16 protein-coding genes and 3 pseudogenes are annotated in these 17133 nt (G+C 72.7%); 3 read left to right on the plus strand and 16 right to left on the minus strand.

The genetic code is table 11. From position 1 onward, the window contains the following. Positions 1-97 precede the first annotated feature (97 nt). From AC38ZX_RS20730 to AC38ZX_RS20790, 13 genes and pseudogenes are all read right to left on the minus strand, one after another. The gene (locus AC38ZX_RS20730) at positions 98-268 is read right to left on the minus strand and encodes a CsbD family protein (protein WP_426593656.1); all 171 of its coding nucleotides are present in this window, start codon (positions 266-268) and stop codon (positions 98-100) included. Positions 269-322: 54 nt separating this feature from the next. Beyond that, positions 323-940: an SRPBCC family protein gene (locus AC38ZX_RS20735; RefSeq protein WP_491295737.1), complete on the minus strand. Its 618-nt coding sequence runs from the start codon at positions 938-940 to the stop codon at positions 323-325. A 40-nt stretch (positions 941-980) separates the two neighbouring features. Continuing rightward, complete coding sequence (locus AC38ZX_RS20740; RefSeq protein WP_491295738.1) at positions 981-1142, minus strand: hypothetical protein; 162 nt, start codon at positions 1140-1142, stop codon at positions 981-983. Positions 1143-1420: 278 nt separating this feature from the next. Next, positions 1421-1990: a 1-acyl-sn-glycerol-3-phosphate acyltransferase gene (locus tag AC38ZX_RS20745; RefSeq protein WP_491295740.1), complete on the minus strand. Its 570-nt coding sequence runs from the start codon at positions 1988-1990 to the stop codon at positions 1421-1423. A 104-nt stretch (positions 1991-2094) separates the two neighbouring features. Beyond that, positions 2095-2952: an NAD-dependent epimerase/dehydratase family protein gene (locus tag AC38ZX_RS20750; protein WP_491295741.1), complete on the minus strand. Its 858-nt coding sequence runs from the start codon at positions 2950-2952 to the stop codon at positions 2095-2097. Continuing rightward, complete coding sequence (locus AC38ZX_RS20755; protein WP_491295742.1) at positions 2949-3884, minus strand: LLM class flavin-dependent oxidoreductase; 936 nt, start codon at positions 3882-3884, stop codon at positions 2949-2951. The genes AC38ZX_RS20750 and AC38ZX_RS20755 overlap by 4 nt, the downstream gene beginning before the upstream one ends. Next, complete coding sequence (locus AC38ZX_RS20760) at positions 3885-4451, minus strand: sugar O-acetyltransferase (RefSeq protein WP_491295743.1); 567 nt, start codon at positions 4449-4451, stop codon at positions 3885-3887. It lies immediately after the preceding gene. Between the two features lie 30 nt (positions 4452-4481). Then, positions 4482-6389: a polynucleotide kinase-phosphatase gene (locus AC38ZX_RS20765; protein ID WP_491295744.1), complete on the minus strand. Its 1908-nt coding sequence runs from the start codon at positions 6387-6389 to the stop codon at positions 4482-4484. Between the two features lie 268 nt (positions 6390-6657). Then, positions 6658-7005: pseudogene (locus AC38ZX_RS20770) on the minus strand (AAA family ATPase); the annotation flags it as partial. Beyond that, the gene (locus AC38ZX_RS20775) at positions 7002-8390 is read right to left on the minus strand and encodes a 3' terminal RNA ribose 2'-O-methyltransferase Hen1 (RefSeq protein ID WP_491295745.1); all 1389 of its coding nucleotides are present in this window, start codon (positions 8388-8390) and stop codon (positions 7002-7004) included. The pseudogene AC38ZX_RS20770 and the gene AC38ZX_RS20775, both read right to left, overlap by 4 nt. A gap of 30 nt (positions 8391-8420) precedes the next feature. Further along, positions 8421-9338, minus strand: coding sequence for a penicillin-binding transpeptidase domain-containing protein (locus AC38ZX_RS20780; RefSeq protein ID WP_491295746.1), 918 nt, complete (start codon positions 9336-9338; stop codon positions 8421-8423). A gap of 125 nt (positions 9339-9463) precedes the next feature. After that, on the minus strand, positions 9464-10384 hold the full coding sequence (locus tag AC38ZX_RS20785) for an NTF2-like N-terminal transpeptidase domain-containing protein (protein WP_491295747.1): 921 nt from the start codon (positions 10382-10384) through the stop codon (positions 9464-9466). Positions 10385-10616: 232 nt separating this feature from the next. After that, positions 10617-11942, minus strand: a complete 1326-nt coding sequence (locus AC38ZX_RS20790; protein ID WP_491295748.1) for an FAD-binding oxidoreductase — start codon at positions 11940-11942, stop codon at positions 10617-10619. Positions 11943-12037: 95 nt separating this feature from the next. Between AC38ZX_RS20790 and AC38ZX_RS20795 the strand changes: the two are divergent. From AC38ZX_RS20795 to AC38ZX_RS20805, 3 genes and pseudogenes are all read left to right on the plus strand, one after another. Further along, positions 12038-12876 (plus strand): annotated as a pseudogene (locus AC38ZX_RS20795) (aldo/keto reductase). Between the two features lie 83 nt (positions 12877-12959). After that, positions 12960-13301: a YciI family protein gene (locus AC38ZX_RS20800; RefSeq protein WP_426593669.1), complete on the plus strand. Its 342-nt coding sequence runs from the start codon at positions 12960-12962 to the stop codon at positions 13299-13301. Next, on the plus strand, positions 13298-14500 hold the full coding sequence (locus tag AC38ZX_RS20805; protein WP_491295749.1) for an RNA polymerase sigma factor: 1203 nt from the start codon (positions 13298-13300) through the stop codon (positions 14498-14500). Before AC38ZX_RS20800 ends, AC38ZX_RS20805 begins: the two co-directional genes overlap by 4 nt. On the opposite strand, the gene AC38ZX_RS20810 is transcribed toward AC38ZX_RS20805, so the two are convergent. The 3 genes and pseudogenes from AC38ZX_RS20810 to AC38ZX_RS20820 all read right to left on the minus strand — a co-directional run bounded on the left by AC38ZX_RS20810 (position 14497) and on the right by AC38ZX_RS20820 (position 16956). After that, complete coding sequence (locus AC38ZX_RS20810; protein ID WP_491295750.1) at positions 14497-14676, minus strand: hypothetical protein; 180 nt, start codon at positions 14674-14676, stop codon at positions 14497-14499. The genes AC38ZX_RS20805 and AC38ZX_RS20810 overlap by 4 nt on opposite strands. Positions 14677-14689: 13 nt before the next feature. Then, a pseudogene (locus AC38ZX_RS20815) lies at positions 14690-15139 on the minus strand (GNAT family N-acetyltransferase); the annotation flags it as partial. Beyond that, positions 15136-16956 carry a class I tRNA ligase family protein gene (locus tag AC38ZX_RS20820; protein ID WP_491297513.1) on the minus strand — a complete coding sequence of 607 codons (1821 nt, stop codon included), beginning with the start codon at positions 16954-16956 and terminating at the stop codon, positions 15136-15138. The pseudogene AC38ZX_RS20815 and the gene AC38ZX_RS20820, both read right to left, overlap by 4 nt. Between the last annotated feature and the right edge of the window lie 177 nt (positions 16957-17133).

Here is a 17133-nt window from a genome sequence, read left to right on the forward strand (position 1 = left end):
TTATTGCGCAAGAAGTGTTGCGAGTTTCGAGGGGACAGAGCGAGGCCCCCACCTCTCGGTCATCGAGAAGCGGGGGCCAGAGTTCGGGGACGGTCCGTTACTTGAACGCGTCCTTGACCTTCTCGCCTGCCTGCTTGAGGTCGGCACTGGCCTGGTCGGCCTTGCCCTCTGCCTCGAGGCGGTGGTCGTCGGTCGCCTTGCCGGCGCCCTCCTTGACCTTCCCCTTGGCTTCCTCGGCAGCGTTGGAGATCTTGTCGTCGATGCCCATCAGAATCACTCCCCTCGGGTTGGCAACATCTCGACGCTACGTCCGGTCGACGCGTCACGCATCTGGGGCGACCGAGGCCGCGAGCGCCTCGAGGACCTGCCGCCAGAGACCCTCGGCATGCGCGACCTCGTCGGCCGACCCGTTCCCGTCCTGCTCCAGGACGACGGTCGTGGTGCCGTCGGACTCGGCCAGCGAGAACGTCAGGTGGTGGTAGTTCTCGGGCACGTCCGGCTGCCCGGAGAGCGGAGACCAGTGCGTGTACCGCAGCAGCCGTGGCGGATCGACCTCGACGATCTCGCCGTGGTCCTGGAACGGCTTGCCCTCCCACTCTCCGTCGAACGTGATGGGGTCGCCGACGACGTAGGTGCTGGTCACGGTCGATCCGACCATCCACCGCTGCGTCGGGTCGACGAGCACGGACCAGACATCCGCGGCGGACGCCTGGATCTGGACGGTGGCCCGGGCCACCAGGTTCTCAGCCACGGTGACCCACCCGGTACAGGTCGGTGAGCGTGAAGATCTCCGAGCCGTGGTGGATCGCTCGCGGTTGACGTGCAGGACGAGCTGCGCGAAGGGTGCCTGCGCGTCGATCTCCGTGGCCTGGCTGAACCCGACCGTGAAGATGTCGTCGTCGGCCATCGCCGCGATGCCCGACCGCCACGCGTCGGCCACGGCCGTCAGAGCCGCGACCGCCGTCCCGACCTCCCCGGAGTCAGCCGAGGTCCGGCCGTCGCAGCCGGTGCTCGCCGAACGTCCAGTCGTACCTCTCGGTGAGCACCTCGGTCAGGTGCGCGACCAGCCAGGCGACGGTGCGTGGACCCGGCTCGTCGCGCCCCGCGGGCCACTCCACCACCCACTCGCCGACCCCGAACATGCGGGCCGCGGTGGACTCCGCACGCCGTCGGACGGACAGCGCACCGGGTACGGGCTCCCACGTGAACTCGTCCTGCGTGACGGTGGTCAGCCGGCCGCGCAGCCGAACCAGGAGTACTCCAGCTGGCTGCGTACGGCGGCGCGAGCCGTCGGGACCTCGTTCAGCGACCAGTCGAAATCGTCGGTGGTGGTCATGCTTCGACGGTAGCGAAGCCCTCCGACAGCCGCCCCTCGGCCGGGCGAGAGCTCGCAGCGCGCCGCCCGAGGCTGGCCCGCTCGCTACAGCTCTTCCCGCAGGCGCGGCTCCGTGCGGCGCGCAGGCACGAAGCCCGACTTGTCGGCGTAGAACGCGCGGACGACGTCCATGTCCGCCGGGATGTCGCCGGTCAGCTCGAGCGTCGGGCCGAGGCCGGTGGTCATGGTCGTGCGGTCGACGTAGCCGAGCGTGACGGGCAGACCCGTGGCGCGGGCGATCCGGTAGAAGCCCGACTTCCAGCCGTCACCGTTGCGCGTGCCCTCGGGCGTCACGACGAGGTAGAACCGGTCGCCGCCCTGGATCCGCGCGATCAGCTCGTCGACGAGGCCCGCCGGGTTGGCACGGTCCACCGGGATTCCACCGAGCGCTCGCATGATCGGCCCGGCGACTCCTCGGAAGAGCCCGTGCTTGCCCAGCCACCTGATGCGCAGGTCGGCCTCGCCGGCGATGGCGAGCATCAGGACGAAGTCCCAGTTCGACGTGTGCGGCGCGCCGACGAGCAACCCCGCCCCGTCGCTCGGGACGCGCTCGCCGGCGAGCGTCCACCGGCTCATCCGCCAGTAGCCGCGCGCGAGGGCGTGTCGCACCGTCATCGTCTGCTCACGGGCGAACGATCTCACGCCCGCGGGCTCGCGCAGACCGGCAGGGTCCAGGCGCGGCGCGGCTCAGGCGTAGTGCGGCTCGGGCGTAGCGCGGCTCAGACGTGGTCCCGCCAGGTGTGCGTCGGGTCGTAGCCCAGCAGCCGGCGGGCCTTGTCGATGGACAGCAGCGTCTCGGTGCCGCTGACCGGTCGCTCGAGGGGCACGTCCGGGAAGTACCGCGCGAGCAGGTCGGCCGACGGCGTGGTCATGACGGAGTCCGGGGACGCGACGATGAACGCCTCGAACCCCGTGAGCTCGCTCTCCAGCGCCCGCTGCACCGCGAGGGCGCCGTCGCGGGCGTCGATGTAGCTCCACAGGTTCCAGATCCGACGGCGCGGGTCGTCCTCGAACGACGGGAACTCGGCGTAGTCCTCGACGTCCATGACGTTCGAGAACCGCAGCCCGATGAGCTTCGTCGTAGGGTCCCAGCGCGCAAAGTGGCGGGCCATCTCCTCCTCGACCGCCTTGCCGAGGGAGTAGGTGCTCTCCGGCCGGACCGCGTACTCCTCGTCGACGGGGGCGTACGGCGGAGGCGTCTCGAACGGCAGGCCGAGCACGGTCTCGCTCGAGGCCCAGACGACGTTGCGGATGCCCGCCCGCCTCGCGGCGGAGAAGACGTTGTGCGTGCTCGGCACGTTGTTGGCGAAGGTCGCTCCGCTGGTGCGCAGCCCCGGTGCGGGGATCGCCGCGAGGTGCACCACCGCGTCGACGCCGTCGTAGCGGTCGTCGATGCCCGTGAGCGCCTCGGTCACCTGTCCCAGGTCGGTGAGGTCGACCCGGGTGAACAGCGCCGCCTGACCCGCGGGCGGCGGCACGGCGTCCACGTTGACCACGTCGTACCCCTGCTCGGCCAGGTGCGTGACGACCGCACGCCCGAGCTTGCCGCTGCCACCGGTGACCACCACTCGACTCATACGAGCGACGCTAGCCCGTCCAGCTCGCCGAAGGCGTCGGGGCCGGCCGGGATGAGGACCGCGCAGGTCACGCCGGCGGCGTGCAGCTCGGCCAGGCGACGGCGCGCCCCGTCCGGGGTCCCGACGACGGCCAGCTGGTCCACCCAGGCGGCGGGCATCCGCCGGAGGAACTCGGCGCGGCTGCCCGACGCCGCACGCAGCGCGCGGAACTCGTCGGCGAAGGGCAGCGGCGCGATGTGCGGCTCCCAGTCGGGCTCGCCGATCCAGTCGAGGGCGAGCCGGACCCGGTCGCGGGCCGCGTCGGCATCCTGGTCGACCGCGGCCACGCAGTAGGCGACGACGGGAACCGGTCGGCCGACGCTCCGGGCGACCATCGCCAGGTACTCGGGCGTGACCGGTTCGGCCAGGACGACACCGTCCGCGACCCGGCCCGCGAGGGCGAGCGACCGCGGCCCACGCACGCCCGCGAGGACCGGCGGCGGTTCGGCCGGCGGTGCGTACAGCTGAACACCGTCGAGATGTACATAGCGACCGTCGAGCGTCACCCGGTCACCGTGGAGCAGGGCCCGGACCGCGCTGAGGTGCTCCTCCAGCAGGGTCAACGGGCTGTCAGGCCACGCGCCGACCTGCGAAATCCAGCCCGGCATCCCGTGCCCGACACCCAGCACGAGCCGCCCGGGGTACAGCGCGGCGAGCGTGGACGCCTCCATGGCCGCGAAGGCCGGGTTGCGGACCGCCGCGGGCAGGATGCCGACGCCCACCCGGATCCGGTCGGTGCTCGCCAGGACCACGGCGGCCTGCGCGATCCCACCGCGGAACGGCAGGTCCTCGACCACCCAGATCTCGGCGAACCCGAGCGCCTCGGCCTTGCGGGCGTACGAGACCAGCTGCTCGACCGGCAGATCCCTGGGGAGCAGGACGCCGACGCTCACCTAGACCTCCTTGACCACGCGCGCGGGGTTGCCCACCGCGACGACGTTCGCCGGCAGGTCCTTGGTGACCACCGACCCGGCGCCGACGACCGTGTTGTCACCGATCGTCACGCCCGGGCACACGATGACGCCGCCACCGAGCCAGACGTTGTTGCCGATCGTGATCGGCTTGGCGGACTCGAGCTTGGCGCTGCGCGCGGCCGGCTCGACCGGGTGCACGGGCGTGAGCAGCTGGACGTTCGGACCCAGCAGCACGTCGTCGCCGATATGGATCGGGGCCACGTCCAGCGCCACCAGGCCGAAGTTGACGAACGTCCGCGCGCCGATGTGGATGTGCACGCCGTAGTCGACGTACAGCGGCGGGCGGATCATCGTGTCGTCGCCGAGCGAGCCCAGCAGCGCGCGCAGCTCGACCTGGGCCGCGTCGGCGTCCACCCGGAACGCGTCCGCGTACAGGTGTGCCCGCTCCTGGGCCTCGTCGGTCATGGTCACCAGGTCGGGCGTGGCCTCGTACCAGTCACCGGCGACCATGCGCTCGTACTGGGTTCGTGTGTCGTCGTCGCTCACAAGGGACGACGTTCTCACACACCGGTCTCCTCACAGCCGTGGGTCCACCGGTTCGCTCTCCAGGGCCAGCACCGCGAACACCGGCTCGTGCACCCGCCACAGCGGCTCCCCGGCCGCCAACCGGTCCAGCGACTCCAGGCCCAGCGCGTACTCGCGCAGCGCCAGGCCTCGCTTCCGGCCGAGCGAGCGCACCGAGAGACGGTCGAGGTGGCGCAGGTAGTCCGGCCCGTAGATGATCCGCAGGTACTCGCGTCCACGCACCTTGAGACCCGGCTGCACCAGCCCCCGGGGTCCGTGCACCAGGTTGTCGAACGGCTTGACCACCATCCCCTCGCCGCCCGCAGCCGTGAGCTCCTCCCACCACGCGATCCCGGCCGCGCCGTCGGCCGCATCCACCTCCAGCCGACGCGTGGTGCGCAGCAGTGCCAGATCCGCGGCGACCAGCCGGTCCGCGAGCGCCAGGTGCCAGGCGTGGTCCCGGTGGTTCCACGTGGACCCTTCGGAGGCGAGCACCTGGAACGGCGCGAGCTGCACGCCGTCGAGCCCGTCGGTCGGCCAGACGTACCGGCGGTACGCGTCGCGGTACAGCTCGGCGTCCTCGTGACGAGCACCGGTGCGATCGGCGAGCGCTCCGACCTCGATGCCGCGCGCCGCTGCCAGCGACAGGGCGTCCAGGGCAGCGGGCAGCATCAAGGACGCGGCCGCACCGGTCGCCGCGTACTGCTCGCGCAGCAGCGGGCCGGCCTTGAGCGACCACGGCAGCAGCTCGCCGTCGAGCACGAGCCAGTCCGTGCCCAGCTTGTCCCAGAGCCCGGCGGCGGTCACGGCGGCGCGCAGGCGCCCCAGGAGCTCCTCGGTCAGGGGACGGTCGAAGAACGCGCGCCCGGTCCGCGTCCACACCGAACCGCTCTCGCCCGCCGGTGCGCCGAACCGTCGGGTCGCCGTCTCCTCGTCGCGACACACGAGCACGCAGGCCCGCGAGCCCATGTGCTTCTCCTCGCAGATCACGTGCGAGACCCCGGCCGCGAGGTACGCCGAGAACGCCTCCGCCGGGTGCTCGAGGATCCCCGGCAGCGACGACGTGGCCACGGGCGCCATGGTCGGCGGGAGGTACGGCACCCAGCGCGGATGCTGGGCGTACCGGCTCATCACCTCCAGGGCGGCTGCGGCGTTCTGCTCGTCGATCGTGATGCGCCCGTGGTGCCGGGTCTCCACCGCCCGTCGCCCGAGCACGTCGCGGATGTCCAGCACATCGTCCGCGCGGGCCGGTCCCACCTGGAACGGCTTGACCGGCTCGTACCAGACGCGCTCGGCCGGAACCTGCACCAGCTCCTTCGTCGGGTAGCGCAGCGCGGTCAGGTGGCCCCCGAACACGCACCCGGTGTCCAGGCACATCGTGTTGTTGGTCCACTGCGGGACCGGCGTCGGCGTGTGCCCGTACAGGACCATCGCCGAGCCGCGGTAGTCGTCGGCCCACGGCAGGCGGACCGGCAGCCCGTACTCGTCGGTCTCGCCGGTGGTGTCGCCGTAGAGCGCGAAGCTGCGCACCCGGCCCGAGGTGCGGCCGTGGTACGCCTCCTTGAGCCCGGCGTGCGCGACCACCAGCCGACCGTCGTCGAGCACGAGGTGGCTGACCAGCGCGTCGAGCCAGGCGCGGACCGTCGCGGTCAGCTCGGCCGGTTCCGACGACACTGCGCGAGCGTCGTCTCCAGCCCGTGGCTCACCGTCACGGACCGACCGTCCAGCGCGCGCACGAAGCTTGTTCTCGTGGTTCCCCGGCACCACGAGCGCGTGGCCCGCGGTGTGCATCCCCATCGCCAGGCGCAGGACGCCCGGCGAGTCCGGCCCGCGGTCCACCAGGTCCCCGAGGAACACCACGGTCCGCCCGTCCGGGTGCACCGCGTCGACCGGCCGGCCTTCGGCGTCGCGCACCAGCACGTACCCCAGCAGCCCGAGCAGCGACTCGAGCTTCCGACCGGCAGCCGTGCACGTCGCCGATCACGTCGAACGGGCCGTGCAGCCGACGCAGGTCGTTGCGCAGCGGAACCCGGCTCAGCACCGCGGCGTCGACCTCCTCCGGCGTGCGCAGCACGTGCACCTGCCGGAAGCCCTCGCGCTGCAGACCACGGACGGCCCGGTGCACCAGGTCGGCCTGGCGCTTCACCACGCGCGCCGGGAGCATCCGCTCGCCGCGGCCCGCGTTGCGCTCCAGGCACACCCGCTCGGGCAGGTCCAGCACGATCGCGACCGGCAGCACGTCGTGGGCGCGTGCCAGCTCGACCACGTGCTTGCGCGCGTCCCGCTGCGCGTTCGTCGCGTCCACCACGGTCAGGCGTCCCCGCGCCAAGCGCTTGCCGACGATGACCCCGAGCAGCTCGAACGCGTCCTTGGTGGCGTCCTGGTCCGTCTCGTCGTCGCTCACCATGGCACGGCAGACGTCGCTGGACACCACCTCGTACGGGCCGAACCGCTCGCGCGCGAACGTCGACTTGCCCGACCCTGACGCCCCGACGAGCGCCACCAGCGACAGCTCCGGGATCTCGAGGGCGGTCATGCGGCATCCCGCGCCGTGAAGACGACGAGCTGGGTCGGCGGCCCGACCTCGTCGTCGACCGGACCCACCGGGGCGGTCCGGGACGTGTAGCCGTACTCCGAGCCGACGCGCGACGCCCAGTCCGCCAGATCCGAACGCGTCCACTCGAACCGGTGGTCGGCGTGCCGCAGACCCCCGGCGTGCAGGTGCGGGTAGCGCACGTTGTGCTCCGCGTTCGGGGTGGTCACGACGACGGTTCGCGGCCGCGCCGCTCCGAACACCGTCTGCTCGAGCGCCGGCAGCCGGTCCAGGTCGACGTGCTCGACCACCTCCATGAGCACGATCGCGTCGGCACCGGCGAGACGGTCGTCGCGGTAGGTCACGGACGACTGCATCAGCGTCAGCCGGGCCCGGACCGAGTCCGGCAGCCGGTCGAGACCGACCGCCGCCCGCTGCAGCGCCGCGACCGACACGTCGGCACCGACCACCCGCGTGAACGTCGGGTCCGCCAGCAGCGCGCGCAGCAGTGCTCCCTCGCCGCACCCGACGTCGACGACCGACCGGGCACCCGAGCGCAGCAGCTCGACCAGGACGGCGTCGCGACGTTCCGCCGCGAGCGGTCGACCCACATCTGCGACGACTGCGACGTTGACTGGCCCGGCGTCGGCGACCACCCCGTCCAGCTCGGCCAGCAACGCCACCGCGTCCGCGACGTACTCGCGCCGGTGGGCCAGGGTCCGGCGCAGGATCCAGTCCCGCTCCGGGTGGCCACCGAGCCACTCGCCGGCCGCCCGGACGATCTTGTCGACCTCGTCGGGACCCACGAAGTAGTGCTTGCCGCCGTCGAGCGCCGGCAGCAGGACGTAGAGGTGCCGCAGGGCCTCGGCGACGGTCAGGACGCCGGTCAGCCGAACGTCGCCGTACGGCGCCCGCCCCCACGACGGGACCTCCGGGTCGAGGAGCGGCACGTCCACCTCGACGGACCAGCCGAGCGGCCCGAACAGGCGGGCGACCATGCCCGGCTCCGGGACGGCCGGCACGCGCACCTCGAGCGGCATCACGACGCCCTCGAGGTCCGGTCGCACCGCGCAGGTGCCACTCATCGCCGTGCGGAACACGCGTCCGATCGCCACCGCGAGCAGCGAGCTGGCCGCGTACGGCCGGTCGTTCACGTAGTCGGTCAGCGCCCCGCCGGACCGCCGCCCGCGCACGAGGTCGACCGGGTCGACCTCCACCAGGAGCGCCGCGGTGCAGCGGTCGTCCGACGCCTCCGGGTAGAACACGTGCGCCCGACCCACCGACAGCTCGAACGTCTGCGCGCGGTCGGGGTGCTTGTGCAGCAGGAACCCGAGGTCCGTCGCGGAGGGCACGTTCGGTGTCGAGGTCGAGGTCAGGGTGAGGAGCACCCCGCCATTGTGTCGAGACGCACGAGCTGTTTACCCCTGCGGTTGCGCCGCCCGCAGGAACGACTCGAGCAGCGGGCCCGCCGTGGTCGAGCCGAAGTCGCCGACGTCGACGAACACCGCGACCGCCAGGTCACCCTGGATCGCGATCATCCACACGTGGTTCTGCAGGTTGCCCGCGTCGCCGAACTGCGCGGTTCCCGTCTTGGCATCCACCTCGCCGCCCGGCACGTCCTGCAGGAACGTGGCGCCGCCCTCGGTGACGACGCTGCGCATGAGCGACTTGAGCGTCGCCGCCTCGTCGGCCGTCAGCGGCACGGCGGGGCGGTCGGCCGGCGTTGCCTGCGCGGTCGGGTCGTCCGTCGCCCTCGGCGTCGCGGTGCCCTCGGGCAGCACGACAAGGCGCGGGACCACGGTCGACCCCTTGGCCACCGACGCCGCCACCGTCGCCATCCCGAGCGGGGAGGCGAGCACGCGACCCTGCCCGATCATCGAGGCGGCATGGCCGGTCCCGTCGGAGTCGCCCGGCACCGCGCCGAGGAACGCGGGGAACCCGAGGCTCGCGGTCGGGGTGAGCCCGAGCGAGCCGGCCGCGTCGATGAGGGCGTCCTGGGTCGCCGAGTCCCGCGACGAGATGAACGCGGTGTTGCACGAGTTGGCGAACGCCGTGCGCAGAGGGACGCTGCCGAGCTTGCCGGCCGGGTAGCCCGGGAAGTTGTCGAACTCGCGACCGTCGACCGTGACGCTCGTCGGGCACGTGACCGTCGAGTCCGGCGTGAGCCCGGAACGCAGGAGGGCGAGCGTGGTGGCCACCTTGAACGTCGACCCCGGGGCGAACTGGCCGAGCGTCGCCGTCGACATCCCCGCCCCACCCGCGCCGCTGGCCGCGGCCAGGACGTCACCGGTCGAGGGGCGGATGGCGACGATCGCGCTGGCCGGCGTGACGCCCACCAGCACGTTCTCGGCGGCCTGCTGGAGCGTGATGTCGAGCGTGGTCTGCAGTGGCGTGCCCGGGACCGCCGCCTGGTCGAACAGGTCACGGACCGCGGAACCGTCGGTCGACGACGCCTCGATCGTCAGGCCAGGGATCCCGCGCGCTGTGCGTCGAACTGCCGCTGCAGCCCGGACAGGCCGGTGAGGTCGCCGGCCTTGATGGCACCGTCGGACTGCTGGACGATCTCCGCGGTCGCGTCGCCGACCGCGCCGAGGATCGGCCGCGCGAACGATCGGCTGGGCGCGAGCGGCAGGGAGTCGGCGATGGCACGGACGCCGGCGATCGCGCGCAGCGCGGCCATGTCGTACGACGGGTCGCCGTCGCGCAGCACGATCGCCTCGACGAACGCCTTCGGTCCAGCGGCCGCGACCTTCGCCGCGTACGCAACGGGATCGATGCCGACCGCCGTGGCGAGCGCCTGCGCGGAGGCGGCCTGCTGAGCGGGGTCCGTGACGTGGGTCTTGTCGACACCGACGCGGTTCACGGGGCGCGGCTCGACGATCGGCGTGCCGCCGGCGCCGAGCACGCCTGCGCGGTCGGCGGGCGTGCGCCTGACCTGCAGCACCTCGGCCGCGGCGAGGTCGGGCGCCAGGAGCGCCGGCGACCAGGCGGCCCGCCAGGTGTCGTCCTTGCCGCGGGTGAGCTTGGCGCGCGTCTGGTAGGTCCAGTCCTTGTCGCTGGCGTCCACGTCCCAGGTGAACTTCAGGACGGCCGTCGCGGAGTCCTTCGCCTTCGGGTCGACCGTGCTGGACTCGACGGCGACGGTCGGCGTCCACGGGTCCAGGCCCTTGTAGGCCGCCGCCCACTGGGTCGCCGCCGTGCTCGCATCCGTCGAGGCCAGCGGCGCGGACCCGAACTTCCCCGACGCCAGCGCCGCGGCGAGCGCCTTGCTGGCGGCCTCCGGACCGGGCGGGTCGGACGTGCACGCCGCGAGCAGCGTCACCCCGACGACCGCAGCCAACGCACCGGCGACACCTCGGCGTGTCCAGCCTTGCAGTGCCATGCCTTGCAGTGCCATGCCTTGCAGTGCCATGCCTTGCAGCGCCATGCCTTGCAGTGCCACGCCTCGCACTGCCCTGCCGTGCGGCGCCCTGCCTCGCTCCCCTGCGAACGTCATCCGACCCTCTCGTCATGTGCCTGCGCGTGCGGCGCCGCCACAGCCTCGCAGAGGGTGCCGTGAGCGGGTGAGCCAATTCCGCGGACCGGGACGCCCTGCACGCCGCCTCCCCACGGCCTCAGACCAGGGAGAACACTCCCGCCGGGTCGTACCGGCGCCGGGTCTCGCCGAGTCGGTCGGTCGTCGCCACGCTCCAGCGCGCCGGTCCGGCCCCGGAGAAGTTGGGGTTGAGCTCCTCGGACGCCCACGGCCGCAATGCCCGGAACGTCGACTCGGCCGCCGCGGGGAGCACCGTCTCGAACGCCGCCGGGTCGATGCCGAGCACGCCGAACGTGAACGCGGCACCGCGACCCGCGACCGCCGAGCCGCCCGGCACGTCGCGACCCGTCGCGCCGGCGACGTGCCGCAGCTCGACGGACAGAAAAGGGTGGTCGACCGCCGGACCCCCGTGCGCGAGGACGGTGGTCGCCAGCTGGTCGTCGGACCGCGACAGCATCAGGCCGCGCACCCAGCTCGGGGCGGGGTCGGTCGGGTCGTTGTGGATCCGTTCGGCCTGCGCCACCGGCAGGACGCCGAGCCCGTCGAGGAGCACGGGGGCCAGCCCGCGCAACGGTTCCGCGACGAGCGCCCCGGTGCGCGCATCGCCCGGGCGCGCGAACCGCAGCGACAGGGCGGTGCGTCCGCGCAGCGGCGCCGGGACCGTGTCGAACGGGGGGAACCGGACGATCGCCGCGCTGGTGGTGGTGACCTCGTCCGCGACCTGCGTCCACGCGAGCCACTCGCGCAGCACCGTCGGCACGTGGTCGGTGTCGAAGAACAGCGACCCGGCGTACAGCTCGGGCACCGAGACGAGCCGCAGGCGGACCTGGGTCACCACGCCGAGCCCGGCGCGGCCTCCCCGGAGCGCCCAGAAGAGGTCCGGGTGCTCGTCGGCGCTCGCCTCGACCACCTCCCCCGTCCCGGTCACGACGGTCAGCGACTCGATCTGGTCCGAGCTGAACCCGTGGCTGCGCGCGAGCGGCCCGAGGCCCCCACCCAGCAGGTACCCGACCACGCCGACGTGCGTGGACGACCCGGCGACGGGTGTCAGCCCCGCCGCGTCGGCCGCGGGCACGACGTCCGTCCAGGCCGAGCCGGCGCCGATCGTCGCGGTCCGGCTGTCCGGGTCCACGCGCACGCCCGTGATCCGACGGGTGGTGACGATGACGCCGCAGGCGACCGGGGTCCGGGCGCCGTGACCCGTGGCCAGCACGGTCAGCGGGAGACCCTGCATCCCGGCCCAGCGGACGGCCTCGACGACGTCCTGCGTGCTCGTGGCGCCGACGACGAGCTCGGGCGTGTGCACGACCGCCCGGTTGTGGGCGAGGACCTCGTCGGCGAACCCCTCCTCGCCCGGCCACAGGACCGGACCGAGCACGCGAGCGGACAGTGGGTGGCTCAGCATCCTTCGACCTTCCCACCGCCCACCGACAGGCGCCCGTCGTCCGGTCCGTGGGATTCGAGCGGCACCCCGTGCACGTGGGATGTCGAATGGACGACATGACCACCGTTCCACGACTCACGCTCAACAACGGCGCCGAGATCCCGCAGCTGGGCTTCGGCGTCTTCCAGATCCCGCCGGAGGAGACGAAGGACGCGGTCCTGCAGGCGTTCGACGTGGGCTACCGGCACATCGACACGGCCCGAGCTACCGCAACGAGCAGGGGGTCGGCGAGGCGCTGACCGAGTCCGGGCTGGACCGTGGGGATGTGTTCGTCACCACCAAGCTGAACAACGCGGCGCACGCCCCGGACGCCGCGCTCGAGGCGTTCGAACGGTCCTTGGACCGCCTGGGCACCGACCACGTGGACCTGTTCCTGATCCACTGGCCGCTGGCCATGCTCAGCAACTTCGTCGACACCTGGAAGGCGCTCGAGGACATCTACGGCTCGGGCCGGGCCAAGGCGATCGGCGTCTCCAACTTCCAGCCGGCGCACCTGCGACGCCTGGAGGCCGAGACCACGATCGTGCCCGCCGTGAACCAGATCGAGGTCCACCCCTACCTGACGCAGGGCGAGCTGACGCAGTACGGCCGCGAGCACGGGATCGCCGTCGAGGCGTGGTCGCCGATCGCGCAGGGCAAGGTGCTGGACGACCCGACGATCGAGCGGGTAGCGCGCACCCACGGCCGGTCGCCCGCCCAGGTCACGCTGCGCTGGCACGTGCAGCGGGGTCACGTCGTGTTCCCCAAGTCTGTGACCCGCGCCCGCGTCCAGGAGAACTTCGAGCTGTTCGACTTCGCGCTCAGCGACGAGGACCTGGCCGACATCGACGGCCTGAACCGGGACGAACGCACCGGCCCGAACCCCGACACGTTCGACCGGATCCCGCCGGCGTAGGTCTGTCGATCGAGCCGTTCCCCGTTCGTACGGAGGGTGAGACGCTGGCCGACGGCCGGCGACGTGACCCCGAGGAGGACACCATGAGCCACTACCTGCTGAGCGTGATCGAGCCCGACGGCCCGATGCCCGGACCCGAGTTCCTGGACCCGATCATGCGAGCGGTCGGTGTGGTCGACCAGGACATGCGGGACGCCGGGGTCTGGGTGTTCGCCGGCGGCCTGCACAACCCGAGCACGGCGACCGTGCTGCGCTCGAAGGACGGCGAGGTGCTCACCACAGACGGCCCCTACGTCGAGGGCAAGGAGCACCTCGGCGGCTTCACCATCGTCGACGTCGACGACCTGGACGAGGCGATGTCGTGGGGCGGCAAGCTGGCCGTGGCCACGACGCTGCCCATCGAGGTGCGACCGTTCCGCGAGTGAGGATCTCCGACGACGAGATCGCGGCCGTGTTCCGCACGGAGCACGGCCGCGCCGTCGCGGTGCTGGCCCGGTCCTTCGGGTCGCTGGACGTCGCCGAGGAGGCGGTCCAGGACGCGTTCGTCGCAGCCGTAGAGCACTGGCCGGCCGAGGGCCTGCCGCCGAGCCCGGCCGGCTGGATCGTCACCACGGCGCGGCGCAAGGCCATCGACCGGCTGCGGCGGGAGGCGTCGCGTCACGACCGGCACGCCCAGGCCGCGCTGCTGTTCGCCCAGGAGCACGTGGAGGTGGGTCCGGTGCGTGACGACCAGCTCCGCCTCCTGTTCACCTGCTGCCACCCGGCGCTCTCGCCGGAGGCGCAGGTGGCGCTGACGCTGCGGATGGTCGGCGGCCTGAGCACCGAGGAGATCGCGCACGCGTTCCTCGTGCCCGTGCCGACGATGCAGCAGCGGCTCGTGCGGGCGAAGGGCAAGATCCGGGACGCGCGCATCCCCTACCGCGTGCCGTCCGACCCCGACCTGCCCGACCGGCTCCGCGCCGTGCTCGCGGTGGTGTACCTCGTCTTCACCGAGGGCCACCACGCCTCCAGCGGACCGTCGCTGGTGCGCGACGACCTGTGCACCGAGGCCGTCCGGCTGGGTCGGCTGCTGGTCGAGCTCATGCCCGACGAGCCCGAGGCCGCCGGCCTGCTCGCGCTGATGCTCCTGGTCGACGCGCGGCGCGCCGCCCGGCCCACCCTCGTCCTGCTCGCCGACCAGGACCGTGCCCTGTGGGACCGGGCGATGATCGCCGAGGGTCTGGGGCTCGTCCGCGAGTCCCTGCGCCGCAACCAGCCGGGTCCGTACCAGCTGCAGGCCGCCATCCAGGCCGTGCACGCGTCGGCCCCGACGGCCGGGGAGACGCCGTGGTGGCAGGTGGTGGCGCTCTACGACCAGCTGCTCGCGGTCGCGCCCAGCCCGGTCGTCGCGCTGAACCGGGCGGTCGCGGTCGCGGAGGTCGACGGACCCGCCGCGGGCCTCGCCCTCGTCGACGACCTGCCGTTGGACAGGTTCGCGCTCTTCCACGCCGTGCGCGCCGACTTCCTGCGGAGGCTGTCCCGTCGCGACGAGGCCGCCGCGGAGTACGCCCGTGCGTCCTCGCTCACCGAGAACGCCGCCGAACGCGCGTTCCTCGACTCCCGTCGCGACGCCATGACCGCCTAGGACCCGAGCCGGGCCACCAGGCCGGCGCGGACCCCGAACCACTCCGCCGCGACGATCGAGAAGTACGCCGTGTCGCGCACCGTCCCGTCGGTCGCCATCGTGTGCGCCCGCCGGACACCCTCGAAGCTTGCCGCCCACCCGCTCGATCGCGGCCCGCGACGCCGCGTTGCGCGCATCCGTCTTGAGGGTCACGCGCAGCACCCGCCAGACCTCGAACGCGTGCGTGAGGAGCAGGAGCTTGGTCTCGGTGTTGACCGCGGTCCGCTGCGCGCTCGCCGCGTACCAGGTGCTCCCGATCTCGGCGACGGACGGCGGCCGCTCGTCGGTCGGTTCGATGCCGGGCACGCCCGGGGGCCACGGCGACGGCGCCGTGAACACGTCGAGGTCCAGGAAGCGCGTGCTGCCGACGATCGCGTCGTCGATGAGCCGGCGCACCGCGAACGGCACGGACCGCGGCTGGTCGAGCCCGCCACGCACGTAGGACTCGGCGTCGCCCCGCCCGTCCGGCACCCACGTGTACACGAAGCTTCCGCGCTCTCCGGCTCCGGCCGCAGCGAGCGCGTCCACGTGGTCGAGGGTCAGGGGCTCGAGCCGCACGTGGCGACCCTCCAGGGCGAACGGTGTCATCACGGGGCTCATCGTTCCTCACCGCCACCCGGATCCGTCACGACATTCACCAGACGGGGCGGACGCGCGACCGTGCGGCTCACCGTGCGCGAGCCGATCGCGCGCGCGACCGCGGGTCGGGCCACGGCCCACGCCACCAGCTCGTCCGCGGTGACCGTCGTCGGCACCTCGAGGCGGTCGCGGACCTTGCCGTCCACCTGGACGACGGCCTCCACGGTCTCGTCGACCAGCATCGCCGGGTCCACCACGGGCCACCTCGCCGATGCGACCGACGGCTCGTGGCCGAGCGCCTCCCACATCTCCTCGGCGGTGTACGGCGCAACCAGGCTCAGCAGGACGGCGACCACCTCGACGGCCTCCCGAGCGTCCGAGCCCCGGTCGATCGCCCGGCGAGCCGCCGAGACGAGCTCCATCACGCGTGCCACCACCACGTTGAACCGTGACGCCTCCAGCAGCTCCTCGCAGTCGTGCACCGTCCGGTGCGTCGTGCGCCGCAGGGCCTCGTCGGCCGGCCCGGGCCGCACGTCCCGCGCCAGCCGCAGCGCCCGCGCCAGGAACCGCCGCATCCTGGCCGGCGACAGGTCGGCCCAGTCGATGTCGTCCTCGGGCGGTCCGGCGAAGACCATGGTCAGGCGGACCGCGTCGACCCCGTACCGGTCCAGCTGCTCGCCCAGGGCCACGCCGTTGCCCAGCGACTTGCTCATCGCCTTGCCGCCGTTGAGCACCTGCCCCTGGTTCAGCAGCGACGCGAACGGCTCGACGGCGTCCACCAGCCCGGCGTCGTGCAGGACCTTGGTGACGAACCGGCTGTACAGCAGGTGCAGGATCGCGTGCTCGACGCCGCCGACGTACCGGGTGGCGGGCATCCAGCGCCGCACGTCCTCGACGTCGAACGGGACGTCGTCGCGACCGGGTGAGCAGTAGCGCAGGAAGTACCAGGACGAGTCGACGAAGGTGTCCAGGGTGTCGGTCTCGCGCCGGGCCGGACCGCCGCAGCGAGGGCACGGCACCGGCGCGACGGGCTCGCCCCAGGGCAGCAGCACCGGCAGCTGGTCGAGCGGCACCGGGACCTCGCCGCAGCCCGGGCAGTGCACGATCGGGATCGGGGTACCCCAGGACCGCTGCCGCGAGACCAGCCAGTCGTGCAACCGGTAGGTGGTCGAGCCGTCGTCGCCGGTGGAGCGCCCGATCCAGTTCCGCTGCATGGTCAGCACGTGCTCGGGCCACACACCCTCCAGCGACGCCATGTCGTCGACCAGCCGGTCCGCGTAGTCCGTGATCCGCAGGTACCACTGGGTCAGCTCGCGCGCCTCGACGGCCGACCCGCACCGCTCGCACCGGCCGTCCACCACCTGCTCGTTGGCCAGCACCGTGGCGTCCTGCGGGCACCAGTTCACGACGCCCGGGGCGCGGTAGGCCAGCCCGCGTTCGTGCATGGTGAGGAACAACCACTGGGTCCAGCGCAGGTACTCGGGGTCGGACGTGTGCAGCCGCCGCGACCAGTCGAACGAGACGCCGTACCGGCGCAGCGACCGCGCCTGCGTCTCGATGTTGTCGTAGGTGAACGTCGCCGGGTGCTCACCGCGCTTGCGGGCGGCGTTCTCCGCGGGCAGCCCGAACGAGTCCCACCCGATCGGGAACAGCACGTCGAACCCCTTCAGCCGCCAGTAGCGGGCGACCACGTCGGCCAGCGCGAACACCTCGGCATGGCCCATGTGCAGGTCGCCCGACGGGTACGGGAACATCGTGAGCAGGTACCGCCGGGGCCTGCTGCCGTCGTCCTCGGCCTCGAACAACCGCTCCCAGGCGGCTTGCCATCTGCTCTCGATCTCGTGCACGGGTCCTGCTCCTTCGTCACCGAGGATCAACGGGGTCCGGGTACGAAAAAGCCCCTCGCACCGGAGGGGCTCGCCGCGCTGACTCGTACCCGGGCTCAGCGCGGCCGGGTAAGGAGCAGGTCGAAGAAGCGCATGGCCCGACGGTAGCAGTCGTCCTGCCGAGGTGCT

It is taken from the genome of Cellulomonas sp. McL0606, assembly GCF_058248365.1.

What these genes read in the sequence shown, in the direction of transcription:
- AC38ZX_RS20730 (WP_426593656.1), bottom strand. Translation starts at nt 268, where the DNA reads ATGGGCATCGACGACAAGATCTCCAACGCTGCCGAGGAAGCCAAGGGG.
- AC38ZX_RS20740 (WP_491295738.1), bottom strand. Translation starts at nt 1,142, where the DNA reads ATGTTCGGGGTCGGCGAGTGGGTGGTGGAGTGGCCCGCGGGGCGCGAC.
- AC38ZX_RS20745 (WP_491295740.1), bottom strand. Translation starts at nt 1,990, where the DNA reads ATGACGGTGCGACACGCCCTCGCGCGCGGCTACTGGCGGATGAGCCGG.
- AC38ZX_RS20750 (WP_491295741.1), bottom strand. Translation starts at nt 2,952, where the DNA reads ATGAGTCGAGTGGTGGTCACCGGTGGCAGCGGCAAGCTCGGGCGTGCG.
- AC38ZX_RS20785 (WP_491295747.1), bottom strand. Translation starts at nt 10,384, where the DNA reads ATGGCACTGCAAGGCTGGACACGCCGAGGTGTCGCCGGTGCGTTGGCT.
- AC38ZX_RS20790 (WP_491295748.1), bottom strand. Translation starts at nt 11,942, where the DNA reads ATGCTGAGCCACCCACTGTCCGCTCGCGTGCTCGGTCCGGTCCTGTGG.
- AC38ZX_RS20800 (WP_426593669.1), top strand. Translation starts at nt 12,960, where the DNA reads ATGAGCCACTACCTGCTGAGCGTGATCGAGCCCGACGGCCCGATGCCC.
- AC38ZX_RS20810 (WP_491295750.1), bottom strand. Translation starts at nt 14,676, where the DNA reads ATGCGCGCAACGCGGCGTCGCGGGCCGCGATCGAGCGGGTGGGCGGCA.